The organism is Escherichia albertii NBRC 107761 = DSM 17582 (assembly GCF_000759775.1).
Taxonomy (GTDB): Bacteria; Pseudomonadota; Gammaproteobacteria; order Enterobacterales; family Enterobacteriaceae; genus Escherichia; species Escherichia albertii.
Window position 1 is genome coordinate 1 of sequence record NZ_BBMY01000009.1, and the last position, 18,401, is coordinate 18,401.

Genomic DNA, 18,401 nt, shown 5'->3' on the forward strand with positions numbered 1-18,401 from the left:
GAGTGCGCAACATTCAACCAAATCAGTCCGGGATTGCCAGTTTTTCGAGCGTTTTGAAGCCATAGCGCTGTAAAACAGGCAATAATTGTTCAGCTTCTGGCGTCATTGCCATGCAAAAGGCAATGTTAGCGTCGGCAGATTTTGCCTCCGGGGCTTCATGCTCTAACAACCAGGCCGTTCGGCGAGCAATCGCTGCGCCAGAGTCCACCAGTCTGGTTCCCTCTGGCAGCACTTGCAATAGCTCTTCTTGTAATAGAGGAAAGTGGGTACAGCCCAGAACAACGGTGTCTGGCGGTTCTTTCATTCTTAACCACGGGCGCAAGATACGTTTTAGCGCATCCAGAGAAATGTCTTCGCCATGCAGCTTCGCTTCAGCTAATTCAACCATTTCCGCCGATCCCAGCATTTCTATCTGGCATTCATTGGCGAAACGGGCGATCAGCTCGTGGGTATAAGAACGCTTCACCGTACCGCGGGTTGCCAGCAATCCAACAATGCCATTAGCAGTCAGACGCGCAGCGGGTTTAATTGCCGGCACAACACCGACAACCGGGAAAGCGAACTTTTCGCGTAATGCAGGAAGCGAAACGGTACTGGCTGTATTGCAAGCCACCACCGCCAGCGCAAGGGGATAATGCTCTTGCACCGCAGTGACAATTTCCACCACGCGCTCAACAACAAACTCTTCGCTCTTTTCGCCATACGGGAAAGCGACGTTATCGAAAGCATAAATGTAATGGAGATCCGGTAAGAGGCGGCGGATCTCTTCATAGACCGACAACCCACCGACGCCGGAGTCAAACACCAGCACGGTGGGACGTGGTTCAGAAGGTGTAGCTGCCAGACAAGGTGTATTCCCGTCCTGCAGTTTGGTAGCCATAGACTGTCTCGTAATCTTTGTCGAACAGGTTGGCTATTTTACCACGAACTGTCAGGTGAGAGGTGACCGGATACGCAACCGCAAGATCCCACAAGCTCACACCGCCCATTTTAACGGTTTGATAAGGATAAGATGAGTAATCCTTATCATAGCGAGTGCCTAAATACTGATAAGTAATCCCCCAGTCGAAGTCATACAACTGCCAGTCGAGCTGGTATTTCACCTGCTGTTTAGCACGGCGTAACAACGGCGTGTCAGTAATCGCATTGCGCGCATCAACATAATCATAACTCACAGTATGCGTCAGTGGTCCGGTATCAAAATTGGCAGTCGCCTCGACACCTTTAATCCGCGCTTTCCCTTCGTTGTAATATTTCAGGGTGTGATCGTCATAATCGATCAAATCACTGACATCGTTACGATACCCAGAAATACGCCAGTTCACCCCAGCGGTTAAGCCTTCAAACGCACCTTCCCATTGTTTGCTTTTCTCAGGATTCAGATTCGGATTACCGTAGAAGCCATACAGTTGCCCAAGATTAGGAGCCTTGTAAGACGTGCCATAAGAGGCGATAAAACGATATCCTTCGATGAACTCCCAACCGGCGCTGGCTTGCCAGGTGCCATGACGACCAAACTGAGAGTTATCGTCGCTGCGTGCTGCGCCTTCAAACGTAAAATCGCCGACTTGTTGCAGCCCGGTCAGATAGATACCGGTATTACGCTGATCATAACCCTCGTCAACATACCCCGTGCCCGGCGTCGTGGTCTGCTTCTGCCAGTCAACACCCGCACCAATATTACCGTGCCCAACGGTAACGTTGTTTGCCCATTGGATGGTGTACTGCTTCATCTCATCCAGCGTCGCCGACGAATCATAACGACCATAATGAGGATCATAGTTGTAATCTTTGCTATGGCTGTAACTGGTAATCAGTTGTGATTTAATCAGTTCGCTGTTATAGCGCAGCCCGGCGTCCCAACTTTGGCTATAGAGTTTACGAGTATCGAGAAGCGGCGAGCCGAGAGAATAATACGCGTCATAATTGGTACGATTATCATAGCCATAGCCGCGCACAAAACCGCTCCAGACATCGGTAAAGTTATGTTCCAGCGCGCCGTAAAGCGTTTTGCTTAAGAAACCATCTTTATCTGGCTGCGCTTGCATTCCGGTATTGCCATAAGCAACAACATCAAAGCCATGGGTATAGGCGTAATCACCCAACAGAGTTACCCGTGTTTTATCCCCCAGTTGTTGCTGTGTAGAGACATCGTAATTCTGATAACTATTACTTCCCCATCCCGCTGATATTTCCGTTCCCGGTTCATCGCGCGTCGTGATGATATTCACTACCCCGCCTATCGCATCAGAACCATAAACGGCGGATCGCGGCCCGCGGATATATTCGACACGTTGCACCAGCGCAATAGGGAATTGGCTAAGATCAGCAGAACCACTCACCCCCGCCAAATTCAGGCGTACACCATCAATTAACACCAATACATGACTGGCATTAGTACCACGAATAAAAATAGAAGAGAGTTGACCTGACCCGCCATTTTGAGTGATATCCACGCCCGGAAGACGACGCAGCACATCGTTGACCGAAGTCGATTGCCAGCGGTCAATATCCTGGCGCGTCACAACAGTCGTTGGCGCCAGCACAGTGCTACGAGGCTGTTCAAAACGGTTAGCAGTAACGACGAGAGTATCCGGGCTGGTGTCCTGTGCCCAAGCAGAAAATGCCGTGACGGAGAACGCCGTCAGCAGCGAAGCTTTTTTAATCATTGTAAAGCATCCACAATAGAAGAAGGATGCCGCAGGTTTCACCGATAGTACGCGATGATGAGAACCAGATGCGACGTTGGCCGGCAGGTCTTCGGGCTTGGAGGGGTATCCACAGGATACAAAAGAGATGATGACTTCCCACCGGATGGCAGTGTCAGCATTACGCAATCATCGCACCTTTCCTTACCGCTGCGCGTCAGCTCCAGATTTGCACTGGATTCCCTATTAACTCACAGGACCGGCGAGTGGATGCTACAGGTTGTAACAAGTTGCTGTCCAGACGTAGCTCACAAATAGGAATTCATCAAGATCTGGACATCTGATGAGCAATCCCTACAATCGTCGCGTACTTTAATTTTTCAGGATACATCATGACCCCCGAACACCTTCCAACAGAACAGTATGAAGCGCAGTTAGCCGAAAAAGTGGTGCGTTTGCAAAGTATGATGGCACCGTTTTCTGACCTGGTTCCGGAAGTGTTCCGCTCGCCGGTCAGTCATTACCGGATGCGTGCAGAGTTCCGCATCTGGCACGATGGCGATGACCTGTACCACATCATTTTCGATCAGCAAACCAAAAGCCGCATCCGCGTAGAGAGCTTTCCTGCCGCCAGTGAACTTATCAACCAGTTAATGACGGCAATGATTGCGGGCGTGCGTAATAATCCCGTTCTGCGCAACAAGCTGTTCCAGATTGATTACCTCACCACGCTAAGTAACCAGGCAGTGGTTTCCCTGCTGTATCATAAAAAGCTGGACGATGAGTGGCGTCAGCAGGCGGAAGCTCTGCGTGATGCGCTGCGCGCGCAGAATCTGAATGTACATCTGATTGGTCGGGCAACGAAAACCAAAATCGAGCTGGATCAAGATTACATCGACGAACGTCTGCCTGTAGCAGGCAAAGAGATGATCTACCGTCAGGTGGAGAATAGCTTCACCCAGCCGAACGCGGCGATGAATATTCAGATGCTGGAATGGGCGCTGGACGTCACCAAAGGATCAAAGGGCGATTTACTGGAGCTGTACTGCGGCAACGGTAACTTTTCGTTAGCGCTGGCGCGTAATTTTGATCGGGTACTCGCCACCGAAATCGCCAAGCCGTCAGTCGCCGCGGCGCAATACAACATTGCTGCTAACCATATTGATAACGTACAAATAATTCGTATGGCAGCGGAAGAGTTTACCCAGGCGATGAATGGCGTACGCGAATTTAACCGTTTACAGGGAATCGACTTAAAGAGTTATCAGTGCGAAACCATTTTTGTCGACCCGCCGCGCAGCGGTCTGGACAGTGAAACCGAGAAAATGGTGCAGGCGTATCCGCGTATTCTGTATATCTCCTGCAACCCGGAAACACTATGTAAGAATCTGGAAACATTAAGCCAGACGCACAAAATTGAACGTCTGGCTCTGTTTGATCAGTTCCCTTATACACACCATATGGAGTGCGGTGTGTTACTGACTGCGAAGTAAAACCCAGGCCGGATAAGATGCGCCAGCATCGCATCCGGCATGATACCGATTACTCAGCAACGTCCTGTTTACGGTTACGCATCTTAGCGCCAATCCAGAACACCATAATGACGGACAGCACGGCCGGGAAGAAGTTAGAACCGATATCCGGGTATTCCGCTCGAACCACAGTGCTGTACAGCAGTACACCGAGAATAAAGCAGGCTGCGGCCAGTCCCGGTAAACCGACAGGCATAGTGCGATTAAGGTAACGTTGATGCAGGCAGTAAACTGTCAGTACCAGGGAAATAACAGGGAATACAGAAAATGGCACAATGGAGCTAAATAGCGCTGCAAAAGTACCATTAATCGATAAGCCAGCAATCAGTGCCAGCAGCAGCGTACCTCTGTCTTGATTTGCTTGTTTCATTACTCGTCCTTCACATTTCCCGGAATAATTGCGGTTTTATCTTGTTCACGGCGATACCAGTAATAAGCCCCTTTCGAAATCATTCGCAGTTGCAGTACCAGTCGCTCTTCTAATTGCCGACGTTGTTCAATGCCGACATCCAACGCCTCGGCGCCTGCACTGAAGACAATCGTCACCATGGCTTCAGCCTGCGCTTCAGTAAACGCACGAGGCATATGGTTTTCGAGTTCCAGATAGTCCGCAAGTTCCGCAATGAAGTGCTGAATTTCACGCGCGACGGCGGCACGAAATGCAGCGGAGGTACCGGAGCGTTCCCGCAATAATAACCGGAAGGCATTCGGATTATTACCAATGAACTCCATAAATGTGGAGACCGAGGTACGGATCACACTCCCGCCTTTAGCAATACGCTGACGAGCCTGGCGCATTAGCTGACGCAGCATTAAGCCGCTTTCATCAACCATTGTCAGACCAAGTTCATCTACGTCGCGGAAATGCCGATAAAAAGAGGTGGGAGCGATGCCCGCTTCACGCGCCACTTCACGCAAACTCAAACTGGCGAAACTACGTTCAGCGCTTAACTGGCTAAATGCGGCTTCCACCAGCGAACGTCGGGTTTTTTCTTTTTGTTGCGCTCTTACGCCCATCACGATGTCTGAATCCTTGCCAAAAGTACCGCTGGCACTATACCAGAAGAATGAACATACTGGATTCATCCCGTGTTGTGAATGAACAGTAACGCAACCAGACAGAATTATTGCAGCTCTTTAGCCGGTTCTTTCACGAACAACAACGCCAACATCGATAACAACGTTCCCCCGCCCAGATACCACGCCGGAGCCGTCAGGCTATCCAGTAACACAATGGATTGTGTCGCAAAATATTGTGCAAAACCGCCGAAGATTGCCACACCTATGCTATAGACCAGGGCAAATCCCAGAGCGCGAATACGTTTGGGCAACAGCTCAGAGATCAGCAGCATCACAGGTACGCCGCCCAACGTGGTAAAGCTGACCATCACGAAAACCACCGTCAACAACATGCCTGGGCTTGGGTAATTCACCAACAACCAGAACGAAGGCCAGCTACAGATCAACACCATCACACGCGAGATAAAAATCAGCTTTTTACGTCCGACTGAATCACACAGCATCCCCACCAGCAGCGCGCCCACAAACGTAACAACGCCCGCCAGTAACATCGCTGCATGAGAATAATGTTGAGGCATCGCCAGATACTTCGCCGCCCAGGTGCCGTAATAAAAGAGGGAGATATAGGTTGCGACCGTGCTACCAATAGCGAGTAAAACGCCGTTGGCAAGGGTTGCTTTATGTTGCATAAGTAAAGAGAAGGCGCTTTCGTTGGCAACGACTTTTTTATTGTGCGCAGGTGCAGGCCCATCGTTTTCCAGACTCAGGCGCAGCCAGCAAACGATGGGCGCTAATAGCACACCAATAAAAAACGGCACACGCCAGCCCCATTCCGCCATTACGGTTTCTGAACCTGTGACGAACGGCAACCATGCGCTTAAACCTAAAGCAACGACACCGCCAAAGGTTGTTGCCAGACCTTGAGTCGCCAGCGACCAACTACTGTAAAAACCACGACGATTTGCCGGAGCTGACTCTACCAGCAAAGACATTGAGGCTCCGACTTCACCACCCGCCGCAACCCCCTGAATCAGGCGCGCCAGCACCAGTGTCGCCGTTCCCCAATAGCCCGCCGTTGCATATGTCGGCGCGATACCAATCATCAGCGTCCCCAGGCTCATCAGGGCAATGGTAAACACCATCGCGGGTTTGCGGCCGAATCGATCTGCCCATGCTCCGACAATAACTCCACCAAGCGGACGCATAAAAAAGCTCACCCCGAAGGTGGCGAATGCCAGTAATAGTGCGACGTTTTTATCCGCGCTGGGAGGGAAAAACAGCGCGCTAATGTAGACCACAAAAAAGTTGTAAACGCCAAAATCAAAAAATTCGAGCGCATTGCCAAACGCCGAGGCAAAGATCACCCGCCTGCCGCTGGGCTTTTTCTTCACACTCACGGTTTCATTTACGATCGCCGTCATTCCATGTTCCTTGCCAAAAAGTGTTGTTGTGTGTTGTTTTATTTATTGCAGCTAGGCTTCAACCAGTGCGCCCCAGTAGCTGCTTGCCGGGACCAGGCTTGCATCGTTAAAGTCGTAACCGGGGTTATGCACCATGCAGGAACCTTCCCCGACATCGCCATTACCGAACAGCAAAAAAGCGCCTTTGGGTTGGGCTTCCAGCATGAAAGAGAAATCTTCACTGCCCATCAGGGGCTTGATGCCAAACTCAGCCCGATCTTCACCAAATGTTTTGCACGCCACCTGCCAGGCGAAGCGCGCCATCTCCTCGTCATTTACTAATACCGGTGTACCGTTAACATGCGTAACCTCAGCCGTAGCGCCAAAGCTGACGGCCTGAGCTTGCGCCAGAGCAGGAATACGGGTCAGAAGAAGTTGTCGGGTATCGCGGCTAAGAGAGCGGACACTGATTTTCATCTCAGCACTGTCAGGAATGACGTTAGCCGCCTCACCCGCAACAATGCTGCCGACGGTAATTACCGCCGCTTCCAGCGGATCGACATTGCGCGACACAATGCTTTGTAATGCGGTGGTGATATGTGCGGCAACCAGCACTGGATCGATGGCTTTGTGCGGGATCGCACCGTGTCCGCCACAACCACGAACCGTAATATGGAACTGATCCATTGACGCCATCAGCGCCCCAGGCTGGAAGAAAAACTTGCCGACCGGCAAACCCGGCATGTTATGCATGCCGAAAATGACATCGCAGGGGAAACGGTCGAAAAGGCCCTCTTTAACCATAATCTCACCGCCATTGATCATCTCTTCCGCTGGCTGGAAGATGAGACGCAACGTACCGTTAAAACGGCGAGTTTCAGCAAGATAACGCGCGGCTCCCAATAATATTGTGGTGTGACCGTCATGCCCGCAGGCATGCATTAAACCCGGCTGTTTACTGGCCCAGGGTTTGTCGCTATTTTCATAAATTGGCAACGCATCCATATCAGCGCGCAGACCAATACTTTTCTCTCCGTTACCCACCTTTAATGTGGCCACCACGCCAGTCGTCGCCAGCCCTTGCACTACCTCATAGCCCCACTGGCGTAGCTTTTCCGCTACCAACGTACTGGTTTTAAATTCTTGTAATCCCAGCTCCGGGTTTTCGTGGATCTGATGGCGGATCTCGCGAAGTTCTTCCTCAAACCCACGAATATAGTGTTCGATCATCGGCTATTCCTTTATTCACTTATAAACAGGCTAATTAACGGATTTTATTGATGGTATAAATACAAATAACTCATCAATATAAAATATTTATATATTTGTTTTATAATGAGATTTCAAAAAGACAATAACAAAAAAGCACGCTTCGGCAAGATAAAACTATCAGCTATAAGAAAAAGCGATTAATAGTGAATAAATAAAATAAGAAGGGGGAAGACAAAGCCAGGGCAGCTCATGATATAGCCAGATAAATGACGGGGATCAATTGGCTTACCCGCGATAAAATGTTACCATTCTGTTGCTTTTATGTATAAGAACAGGTAAGCCCTACCATGCCACATTCCTACGATTACGATGCCATAGTAATAGGTTCCGGCCCCGGCGGCGAAGGCGCTGCAATGGGTCTGGTTAAACAAGGAGCGCGCGTCGCGGTTATTGAACGTTATCAAAACGTTGGCGGCGGCTGTACCCACTGGGGCACCATCCCATCAAAAGCCCTCCGCCACGCCGTCAGCCGTATCATTGAATTCAATCAAAACCCACTTTACAGCGACCATTCGCGACTACTCCGTTCTTCTTTTGCCGATATTCTCAATCATGCTGATAACGTGATTAATCAACAAACGCGCATGCGTCAGGGATTTTACGAACGTAATCACTGTGAAATATTGCAGGGGAGCGCCCGCTTTGTTGACGAACACACGCTGGCGCTGGACTGCCCGGACGGCACGGCCGAAACGCTGACCGCTGAAAAATTTGTTATTGCCTGCGGTTCACGTCCTTATCATCCAACGGATGTCGATTTCACTCACCCACGCATTTACGACAGCGACTCAATTCTTAGCATGCATCACGAACCGCGCCACGTGCTTATCTATGGCGCTGGAGTAATCGGCTGCGAATATGCGTCGATCTTCCGTGGTATGGATGTGAAAGTGGATCTGATCAACACTCGCGATCGCCTGCTGGCATTCCTTGATCAAGAGATGTCTGATTCTCTCTCCTATCACTTCTGGAACAGTGGCGTAGTGATTCGTCACAACGAAGAGTATGAGAAGATTGAAGGCTGCGATGACGGCGTGATCATGCACCTGAAGTCAGGTAAAAAACTGAAAGCAGACTGCCTGCTCTATGCCAACGGTCGCACCGGGAACACCGATTCGCTGGCATTGCAAAACATCGGTCTGCAAACTGACAGCCGTGGACAACTCAAAGTCAACAGCATGTATCAAACTGCACAGCCGCACGTTTACGCAGTAGGCGACGTGATTGGTTATCCAAGTCTGGCTTCAGCGGCCTACGACCAGGGACGCATCGCCGCACAGGCGTTGGTGAAAGGCGAAGCCACCGCGCACCTGATTGAAGATATCCCGACGGGTATCTACACCATCCCGGAAATCAGCTCCGTGGGCAAAACCGAACAACAACTCACTGCGATGAAAGTGCCGTATGAAGTGGGGCGCGCCCAGTTTAAACATCTGGCACGTGCGCAAATCGTCGGAATGAACGTGGGTACGCTGAAAATTTTGTTCCATCGGGAAACGAAAGAAATTCTGGGTATCCACTGCTTTGGTGAGCGCGCAGCCGAAATTATTCATATCGGTCAAGCAATTATGGAACAGAAAGGTGGCGGCAACACCATTGAGTACTTCGTTAACACCACCTTTAACTACCCGACGATGGCGGAAGCCTATCGGGTAGCCGCGTTAAATGGCTTAAACCGCCTCTTTTAACATTTTATCGCAGAGGCCATCCATCCTTGTGTGGATAGCCTCTGCCAGCTGCTCATAGCGGCTGCGTAGCGGCGAACCAGGACGATAAACCAGACCAATAGTACGACGGGGTTCCGGCTTAATGCATGGAAGATAGACAACGCCATCGCGTTTACGCTCTGGCGGCACAGCCAGCGCCGGTAACAAAGTAATACCGCTACCCGCCGCCACCATGTTACGCAACGTCTCCAGGCTGGTGGCACGAAAATGCGTATCTTCATCCGCCCCCGCTTCAAAACAAAAGCCCATCGCCTGATCACGCAAACAGTGACCATCTTCCAGCATTAACAGTTTTTCCCCTGCCAGATCGGCCATCGGCACACATTCGCGATTAGCCCACGGGTGATCTTCATAGACTGCCAGCAGCATGGGTTCATCAAACAACGGCACTTCAATAAAGGCTTCGCTCTCTTTCACCAACGCAAGGATCACGCAATCGAGTTTGCCACTGTCCAGTTGTGCCAGTAACTGGTGAGTCTGCGCTTCATGGAGATACATTTCCAGTTTCGGGAAGGTCTGGTGCAGCATCGGAATAATATGCGGCAACAAGTAAGGTCCAACTGTGGGGATCAAACCAATATGCAACGGGCCGGACATGGTCTCGCCCTGCTGACTTGCCATCTCTTTGAGGACTTTCACCTCGCGCAACACGGTGCGCGCCTGATCCACCAACAGCATTCCCGCCTGGGTGAACAACACTTTGCGGCTCGTCCGCTCCAGCAACATTACGCCCAGCTCATCTTCCAGCTTGCGAATTTGCCCACTCAGGGTTGGCTGGCTGACGTGGCAGGAATCTGCCGCACGGCGAAAATGGCGGTGTTCGGCCAATGCCACCAGGTACTCAAGATCACGAATATTCATTATCCATCCTCCATCGCCACGATAGTTAGCGGCGATAGGAAGCATAGCAACGAACGATTATCCCTATCAAGCTTTCTGTCTAATAATAGAGCACAGAAACGGAGCGGCACCTTTTTTAACCCTTGAAGTCACTGCCCGTTTCGAGAGTTTCTCAACTCGAATAACTAAAGCCAACGTGAACTTTTGCGGATCCCAGGATCCGCATTTTTTTACTCAAAAAACAGCCCACGTTTGCATAAAGAAATGTGCTTACCCCAACCGCGCCTGCGCGAAAGCAATCGCCTGCGCCACCTGCTGCGGTGAGACGCCGCCTTTTGCTGCACGTTTATCGAGGCACGATTGCAGCGACAGAATCGGATAGACATCTTCGCCAATCACCGGACTGAATTTCTGCAACTCGGCCAGCGACAGCTCTTCCAGTGGTTTACCCTGACGAATAGCTTCCACTACTGCCTCACCCACGATATGGTGCGCTTCGCGGAACGGCACGCCTTTTGCGACCAGATAATCAGCCAGCTCAGTGGCATTAGCGTAACCCTGTTGTGCGGCTTCCTGGCAACGCGGACGCTTCACCTGAATGCCGTCCAGCACCAGTGCCGCCATATGCAAGCAATCCAGCCAGGTATCGAGCGCATCGAATAAACCCTCTTTGTCTTCCTGCATATCTTTGTTATAGGCCAGCGGTAAACCTTTCAGCGTCATCATCATGCCGGTTAACGCCCCCTGCACACGCCCGCATTTACCACGAATCAACTCCAGCGCATCCGGGTTTTTCTTCTGCGGCATTAATGACGAACCGGAAGTCACACGGTCAGAAAGCTCCACAAAACCGGCCTCACCGGTGTTAAAGAAAATCAGATCTTCAGCGAAACGCGACAGATGCACCATACCGATAGCGGCCGCAGAAAGCAGCTCCAGCACGTGGTCGCGGTCAGAAACGCTATCGAGACTGTTACGGGTCGCCGAGGCAAACCCCAGCCAACCTGCCAACTGTTCACGGTCGATTTCATAAGCCGTTCCCGCCAGCGCACCACAGCCTAACGGGCTGACATCCAGACGCTTGAGCGCATCCTGCAAACGGCTTTCATCACGCGCCAGCATCTCAACATAAGCCAGGCACCAGTGCGCGAACGTCACCGGCTGAGCGCGTTGTAGATGCGTATAACCCGGCATTACCGCATCCTGATTGTTTTCCGCCGTTTCCACCAGCGCCAATTGCAACTGGCGGTTAGCCGTCAGCAATTCGCTAACGGTATCTTTGCACCACAGTTTCAGGTCAGTCGCCACCTGGTCATTACGGCTACGCCCGGTATGCAGCTTTTTGCCTAACTGACCCACTTTGTCGATTAGTTTGCCTTCCACCCAGCTATGAATATCTTCAGCATCGCTTTCGAGAATTTGTTGTGGCCTGGCACGAACTTCCTCCAGCAGCACGTTCAATGCTTCTTCCAGCTGCGCTTGCTCTTCTGCGGTTAACACACCGACCGTTACCAACGCTTTGGACCAGGCCACAGAGCCAACAATATCCTGCTCCGCCAGACGATAATCAAAACTCAGTGAGTCATTGAATTGTTTGAACCGTTGATCTGCTGCCTGGGTAAAACGTCCGCCCCAAAGTGCCATAACTCTGTTTCCTTCTTTTGAATGCAATACCGGATAGCAACGCCTCCGGCTAACAAAACTTAAGCTAAAATCCGCGTGCCCATTGGCATACCGTTAAACAGTGCCGGAAGCTGATCCGCATGACGCCAGGAGGCGATATCCACCGGACGGCCCAGCGTACGCGCAGCATCCAGCGCCGCGTTCACTTTCACAATCATGCCATCCGTAATAATGCCCTGCTCAATCAGTTGCTCCGCTTTCTCTGCCGTCATTTCGGCAATGCGTTGCCCTTTGCCGTCGAGAATGCCGCTGACGTCAGAGAGCAAAATCAGATCCGCGCCCAGCGTTGCCGCCAGCGCCGTCGCCGCCTGGTCAGCATTGACGTTCATCAGTTGCCCTTCGTCTGTTACGCCAATGGAGCTGACCACCGGCAGATAACCGTTTTCCAGCAATGTGTTGATGAGCTTAGGTGAACCTGGCTGCGCCAGTCCAACATGGCCTAACTCTTCATCAAGCTGGGTCACTTTTACGCTGTCACCGTCACCGAGAAACAAGCCTACGGCAGCAATCTGGTGTTTCTTCGCCCACGCCAGCAGGGTTTTATTTGCCGTTCCCGCCAGCGCCCCGGTGATAATGTCTATCTGATCCGCAGGCGTCACCCGCAGGCCATTTTTCTTTTTCACCGGCAGATTCAACCCTTTCATCAGCTCATCCACCACGCAGCCGCCGCCGTGGACAATGACCAGCGGACGCTGATGTGACTTACGATAATTCACCAGTGCACTAAACAGACGTTCCAGCGCTTCTTCGCTATCCAGCAGTACGCCGCCCAGTTTGATAATTAATGGATTCATCTTTGTATCCTTAAATAAGAGACTGCGTTTCCGCATAGCCGAAACGAATGTTGGCGCACTGGATAGCCTGTGCCGCCGCACCTTTTAATAAATTATCTTCGGTCGCCACGATAATCAGATGCTCACCCTGAACGGCAAACCCGATATCGCAGAACGGCAGCCCGATGACGTTTTTCAGCGCCGGAACGCCTTTGTCATACAACCGTACCAACGGTTTATGGGCATACGCCTGCTGCAACGCTTGCGCCACTTGCGCCTGGTTTACGCCAGGCTTCAGGCGACAGGTAATGGTTTCGAGAATACCGCGCGGGAAATTGCCCAAATGTGGAGTGAAAATCACGTCGGCGCCGAGGTGTGTGGCAATCTCAGGCTGATGGCGATGGGTAAAGACACCGTAAGGTTGCAGGCTGACTTCACAAAAGCTGTTTGAAATCGACGCCTTACGTCCTGCCCCGCTCACACCGCTGGTGGCGTTGATGACCGGCCACTGAGTGAGGTCGAGGAGATCGGCGTCAATCAACGGTTTCAGCGCCAACTGTGCCGCTGTGGGATAACAACCCGGCACCGCGATCAAATTTGCGTCTTTTAATTTATTTCCGCACCACTCCGCCAGACCATAAGCTGCTTGTTCCAACAGTTCCGGGTATTGATGGGTAAAGCCGTAATATTTTTCGTAGAAGGCGACATCGTTAACACGAAACGCGCCGGAAAGGTCGAACACCACACAGCCAGCTTCAAGAAATTGCGGTGCTAAATCGTGGCTAACTTCATGGGCGGTGGCGAGAAACACCACGTCCACCCCTGGACTAAACTCGCTGATATCCGACATCGGCTGCAACGGCAGATCAACGATGCCTTTGAGCTGCGGATGCAAATCGGAGATTAACTTTCCCGCATCATTGCTTTGCGCAGAAACCGTCAAAGCGGTTATGTTCATATGCGGATGGCGATTTACATAGGCCACTAACTCTGCGCCAGCGTAACCGCTGGCACCCACAATCAGCGTATTCAACATCGGGGCTATTCACCTTCTTATGTCTGGTTGCCTGGTTAAACGTAAAACATTCACCTTACGGCTGGTGGGTTTTATTACGCTCAACGTTAGTGTATTTTTATTCATAATTACTGCATGAATATTGATACTATCATGACCAGAGGTGTGTCAACAATGAAAAACAAATTACCGCCATTTATCGAGATTTACCGCGCCCTGATTGCCACACCTTCAATAAGCGCTACGGAAGAGGCGCTCGATCAAAGCAATGCAGATTTAATCACTCTGCTGGCGGGTTGGTTTAAAGATTTGGGCTTCAATGTGGAAGTCCAGCCCGTGCCAGAGACGCGCAATAAGTTTAATATGCTGGCCAGTTGCGGGCAGGGCGCTGGCGGCTTACTGTTGGCAGGCCATACCGATACCGTGCCGTTTGATGATGGGCGCTGGACGCGCGATCCGTTTACGCTGACAGAGCATGAGGGCAAACTTTACGGCTTAGGCACCGCCGATATGAAAGGGTTCTTTGCGTTTATCCTTGATGCATTACGCGATGTCGACGTCACAAAACTGAAAAAACCGCTCTATATTCTGGCAACCGCCGATGAAGAAACCAGCATGGCTGGGGCGCGCTATTTTGCCGAAACCACCGCCCTGCGTCCTGACTGCGCCATCATTGGCGAACCAACATCGCTACAACCGGTACGCGCACATAAAGGTCACATCTCCAATGCCATCCGAATCATGGGCCAGTCTGGGCACTCCAGCGATCCGTCGCGCGGAGTTAATGCTATCGAACTGATGCACGACGCCATCGGTCATATTTTGCAATTGCGCGATAATCTGAAAGAACGCTATCACTACGAAGCGTTTACCGTGCCATATCCCACACTCAACCTCGGGCATATTCATGGTGGCGACGCGTCTAACCGTATCTGTGCCTGCTGTGAGTTACATATGGATATTCGTCCGCTGCCGGGCATGACACTCAATGAGCTGAATGGATTACTCAACGACGCGCTGGCGCCAGTGAGCGAACGCTGGCCGGGTCGTCTGACGGTCGAAGAGTTACATCCGCCAATCCCTGGCTATGAATGCCCGCCGAACCATCAACTGGTTGAAGTGGTTGAGAAATTGCTCGGCGCGCAGACCGAAGTGGTGAACTATTGTACCGAAGCGCCTTTTATTCAGACGTTATGCCCGACGCTGGTATTAGGCCCCGGCTCAATCAATCAAGCTCATCAGCCTGATGAATATCTGGAAACACGTTTTATCAAGCCCACCCGTGAGCTGATCACTCAGGTAATTCATCATTTCTGCTGGCATTAAAACTCGGGCCGGATAAGGCGGTCACGCCGCATCCGGCACTGTTGCGAAGCTCCGGCGCTACAAATCATGTCGGATGCGATGCTTGCGCATCTTATCCGACCTACAGTGACTCAAATGATGCCCGAACGCAGACCGGATAAGGCGGTCACGCCGCATCCGGCACTGTTGCGAAGCTCCGGTGCTACAAATCATGTCGGATGCGATGCTTGCGCATCTTATCCGGCCTACAGTGACTCAAATGATGCCCAAACTTATCTGACCTACACCTTTGGTGTTATGTATGGCGATTTTTTAACATTTCCATAAGTTACGCTTATTTTATTCGTTGTGAATTTAATGGCGTAAATTCCGGCTATTTATTCGTTTGCTGAAGCGATTTCGCAGCATTTGACGTCACCGCGTTTACGTGGCTTTATAAAAGACGACGAAAAGCAAAGCCCGAGCATATTCGCGCCAGTGCGACGTGAAGGATACAGGGCTATCAAACGATAAGATGGGGTGTCTGGGGTCATATGAACGAACAATATTCCGCATTGCGTAGTAATGTCAGTATGCTCGGCAAAGTGCTGGGAGAAACCATCAAGGATGCGTTGGGCGAACACATTCTTGAACGCGTAGAAACTATCCGTAAGTTGTCCAAATCTTCACGCGCTGGCAATGATGCTAACCGCCAGGAGTTACTCACCACCTTACAAAATTTGTCGAACGACGAGCTGCTGCCCGTTGCACGTGCGTTTAGTCAGTTTCTGAATCTGGCCAACACCGCTGAGCAATATCATAGCATTTCGCCGAAAGGCGAGGCTGCCAGCAACCCGGAAGTCATTGCCCGCACCCTGCGTAAACTGAAAAACCAGCCAGACCTTGACGCTGCTACGATCAAAAAAGCGGTGGAATCGCTGTCGCTGGAACTGGTTCTGACCGCGCACCCGACCGAAATTACCCGTCGTACGCTGATCCACAAAATGGTGGAAGTGAACACTTGTTTGAAACAGCTCGATAACAAAGACATCGCTGACTACGAGCGAAACCAACTGATGCGCCGCCTGCGTCAGTTGATCGCTCAGTCCTGGCATACCGATGAAATCCGTAAACAGCGCCCAAGCCCGGTAGATGAAGCCAAATGGGGCTTTGCCGTGGTGGAAAACAGCCTGTGGCAAGGCGTGCCGAATTATCTGCGCGAACTGAACGAACAACTGGAAGAGAATCTCGGCTACAAACTGCCAGTGGAATTTGTTCCGGTCCGTTTTACTTCGTGGATGGGCGGCGACCGTGACGGTAACCCGAACGTTACCGCGGATATCACCCGACACGTTTTGTTGCTCAGCCGCTGGAAAGCGACCGATCTGTTCCTGAAAGATATTCAGGTTCTGGTTTCTGAACTGTCGATGGTTGACGCGACGCCTGAACTGCTGGCGCTGGTCGGCGAAGAAGGCGCCGCAGAACCGTATCGCTATCTGATGAAAAACCTGCGCTCCCGTCTGATGGCGACACAGGCCTGGCTGGAAGCACGTCTGAAAGGCGAAGAACTGCCGAAGCCAGAAGGTCTGCTGACGCAAAACGAAGAACTTTGGGAGCCGCTCTACGCTTGTTATCAGTCACTTCAGGCATGTGGCATGGGAATTATCGCCAACGGCGATCTGCTCGATACCCTGCGTCGTGTGAAATGTTTCGGCGTACCGCTGGTACGTATTGATATCCGCCAGGAGAGCACCCGTCATACCGAAGCATTGGGCGAGCTGACCCGCTACCTCGGCATTGGCGATTACGAAAGCTGGTCAGAAGCCGACAAACAAGCATTCCTGATCCGTGAACTGAACTCTAAACGTCCATTGCTGCCGCGCAACTGGCAGCCAAGCGCCGAAACACGTGAAGTGCTTGATACCTGTCAGGTCATTGCCGAAGCGCCACAAGGTTCGATTGCCGCCTATGTGATCTCAATGGCGAAAACGCCGTCCGACGTACTGGCCGTCCACCTGTTACTGAAAGAAGCAGGTATTGGATTTGCGATGCCAGTCGCACCGCTTTTTGAAACCCTGGATGACCTGAACAACGCTAACGATGTCATGACCCAGTTGCTGAATATCGACTGGTATCGCGGCCTGATTCAGGGCAAACAGATGGTGATGATTGGCTATTCCGACTCAGCAAAAGATGCGGGCGTGATGGCGGCATCCTGGGCGCAATATCAGGCACAAGATGCGTTAATCAAAACCTGCGAAAAAGCGGGCATTGAACTGACGCTGTTCCACGGCCGCGGCGGTTCCATTGGTCGCGGCGGCGCACCGGCCCATGCGGCACTGCTGTCGCAACCGCCGGGAAGCCTGAAAGGCGGCCTGCGTGTGACCGAACAGGGCGAGATGATCCGCTTCAAGTACGGTCTGCCAGAAATCACTGTTAGCAGCCTTTCGCTGTATACCGGGGCGATTCTGGAAGCCAACCTGCTGCCGCCACCGGAGCCGAAAGAGAGCTGGCGTCGCATTATGGATGAACTGTCTGTCATCTCTTGCGATGTCTACCGCGGCTACGTGCGTGAAAACAAAGATTTTGTACCTTACTTCCGCTCTGCCACGCCAGAGCAGGAACTCGGCAAACTGCCGTTGGGATCACGTCCGGCGAAACGTCGCCCGACCGGCGGTGTCGAATCATTGCGCGCCATTCCGTGGATTTTTGCCTGGACGCAAAACCGCCTGATGCTGCCAGCCTGGCTGGGCGCAGGTACGGCGCTGCAAAAAGTGGTGGAAGATGGCAAACAGAACGAGCTGGAAACCATGTGTCGCGACTGGCCTTTCTTCTCAACGCGCCTTGGAATGCTGGAGATGGTTTTCGCCAAAGCGGATCTGTGGCTGGCGGAATACTACGATCAGCGGCTGGTCGCAAAAGAGCTTTGGTCGCTGGGTAAAGAGTTACGCAATCTACAAGAAGAAGACATCAAAGTCGTGCTGGCGATTGCCAATGACTCCCATCTGATGGCGGATCTACCGTGGATTGCCGAGTCTATTCAGCTACGAAATATTTACACCGACCCGCTAAACGTACTGCAAGCAGAATTGTTGCACCGTTCCCGTCAGGCGGAAAAAGAAGGCCACGAACCAGATCCTCGCGTTGAACAAGCGTTAATGGTCACTATTGCCGGGATCGCGGCAGGTATGCGTAATACCGGTTAAT

The 18,401-nt window shown here is 51.7% G+C and carries 14 protein-coding genes and 1 riboswitch; of the genes, 4 read left to right on the forward strand and 10 right to left on the reverse strand.

Annotation, left to right across the window (positions count from 1 at the left end):
- Positions 1-22: 22 nt before the first annotated feature.
- Together murI and btuB are read right to left on the reverse strand one after the other, a co-directional pair.
- Positions 23-880 carry a glutamate racemase gene (gene murI, locus EA14781_RS02760; RefSeq protein WP_071585954.1) on the reverse strand — a complete coding sequence of 286 codons (858 nt, stop codon included), beginning with the start codon at positions 878-880 and terminating at the stop codon, positions 23-25.
- The gene (btuB, locus tag EA14781_RS02765; protein ID WP_002460673.1) at positions 825-2,669 is read right to left on the reverse strand and encodes a TonB-dependent vitamin B12 receptor BtuB; all 1,845 of its coding nucleotides are present in this window, start codon (positions 2,667-2,669) and stop codon (positions 825-827) included. The genes murI and btuB overlap by 56 nt, the downstream gene beginning before the upstream one ends.
- A 65-nt stretch (positions 2,670-2,734) precedes the next feature.
- Positions 2,735-2,927, reverse strand: a riboswitch (cobalamin riboswitch).
- Positions 2,928-3,040: 113 nt separating this feature from the next.
- Between btuB and trmA the strand changes: the two genes are divergently transcribed.
- Complete coding sequence (gene trmA, locus EA14781_RS02770; protein WP_000187037.1) at positions 3,041-4,141, forward strand: tRNA (uridine(54)-C5)-methyltransferase TrmA; 1,101 nt, start codon at positions 3,041-3,043, stop codon at positions 4,139-4,141.
- A 49-nt stretch (positions 4,142-4,190) separates the two neighbouring features.
- Here the strand turns inward: trmA and EA14781_RS02775 are convergent, their stop codons facing one another.
- The 4 genes from EA14781_RS02775 to EA14781_RS02790 all read right to left on the reverse strand — a co-directional run bounded on the left by EA14781_RS02775 (position 4,191) and on the right by EA14781_RS02790 (position 7,830).
- A complete protein-coding gene (locus tag EA14781_RS02775) occupies positions 4,191-4,550 on the reverse strand; it encodes a YijD family membrane protein (RefSeq protein WP_000806406.1) in 360 nt (119 codons plus the stop codon).
- Positions 4,550-5,200: an HTH-type transcriptional repressor FabR gene (fabR, locus tag EA14781_RS02780; RefSeq protein WP_002460670.1), complete on the reverse strand. Its 651-nt coding sequence runs from the start codon at positions 5,198-5,200 to the stop codon at positions 4,550-4,552. The genes EA14781_RS02775 and fabR overlap by 1 nt, the downstream gene beginning before the upstream one ends.
- A gap of 104 nt (positions 5,201-5,304) precedes the next feature.
- Positions 5,305-6,621, reverse strand: coding sequence for a citrate-proton symporter (locus EA14781_RS02785; protein ID WP_000125457.1), 1,317 nt, complete (start codon positions 6,619-6,621; stop codon positions 5,305-5,307).
- A 51-nt stretch (positions 6,622-6,672) separates the two neighbouring features.
- Entirely contained in the window at positions 6,673-7,830 is a 1,158-nt protein-coding gene (locus EA14781_RS02790) for a M20 aminoacylase family protein (protein WP_000569580.1), read from the reverse strand.
- 329 nt (positions 7,831-8,159) lie between these two features.
- Here EA14781_RS02790 and sthA point away from each other — a divergent pair, with 329 nt between their 5' ends.
- The gene (sthA, locus tag EA14781_RS02795) at positions 8,160-9,560 is read left to right on the forward strand and encodes a Si-specific NAD(P)(+) transhydrogenase (RefSeq protein ID WP_001120825.1); all 1,401 of its coding nucleotides are present in this window, start codon (positions 8,160-8,162) and stop codon (positions 9,558-9,560) included.
- On the opposite strand, the gene oxyR is transcribed toward sthA, so the two are convergent.
- The 4 genes from oxyR to argC all read right to left on the reverse strand — a co-directional run bounded on the left by oxyR (position 9,543) and on the right by argC (position 13,931).
- Positions 9,543-10,460 (reverse strand): DNA-binding transcriptional regulator OxyR, encoded by a 918-nt coding sequence (oxyR, locus tag EA14781_RS02800; protein ID WP_001025944.1) that lies wholly within the window; start codon positions 10,458-10,460, stop codon positions 9,543-9,545. The two genes, sthA and oxyR, sit on opposite strands and share 18 nt — an antisense overlap.
- Before the next feature lie 249 nt (positions 10,461-10,709).
- Entirely contained in the window at positions 10,710-12,083 is a 1,374-nt protein-coding gene (argH, locus tag EA14781_RS02805) for an argininosuccinate lyase (RefSeq protein ID WP_001240117.1), read from the reverse strand.
- 59 nt (positions 12,084-12,142) lie between these two features.
- Positions 12,143-12,916 (reverse strand): acetylglutamate kinase, encoded by a 774-nt coding sequence (argB, locus tag EA14781_RS02810; RefSeq protein WP_002460662.1) that lies wholly within the window; start codon positions 12,914-12,916, stop codon positions 12,143-12,145.
- Positions 12,917-12,926: 10 nt separating this feature from the next.
- Positions 12,927-13,931 (reverse strand): N-acetyl-gamma-glutamyl-phosphate reductase, encoded by a 1,005-nt coding sequence (argC, locus tag EA14781_RS02815; protein ID WP_000935324.1) that lies wholly within the window; start codon positions 13,929-13,931, stop codon positions 12,927-12,929.
- Between the two features lie 153 nt (positions 13,932-14,084).
- Between argC and argE the strand changes: the two genes are divergently transcribed.
- Complete coding sequence (gene argE, locus EA14781_RS02820; RefSeq protein WP_002460659.1) at positions 14,085-15,236, forward strand: acetylornithine deacetylase; 1,152 nt, start codon at positions 14,085-14,087, stop codon at positions 15,234-15,236.
- A 512-nt stretch (positions 15,237-15,748) separates the two neighbouring features.
- Entirely contained in the window at positions 15,749-18,400 is a 2,652-nt protein-coding gene (gene ppc / locus EA14781_RS02825) for a phosphoenolpyruvate carboxylase (protein ID WP_001005557.1), read from the forward strand.
- Position 18,401: the final 1 nt, after the last annotated feature.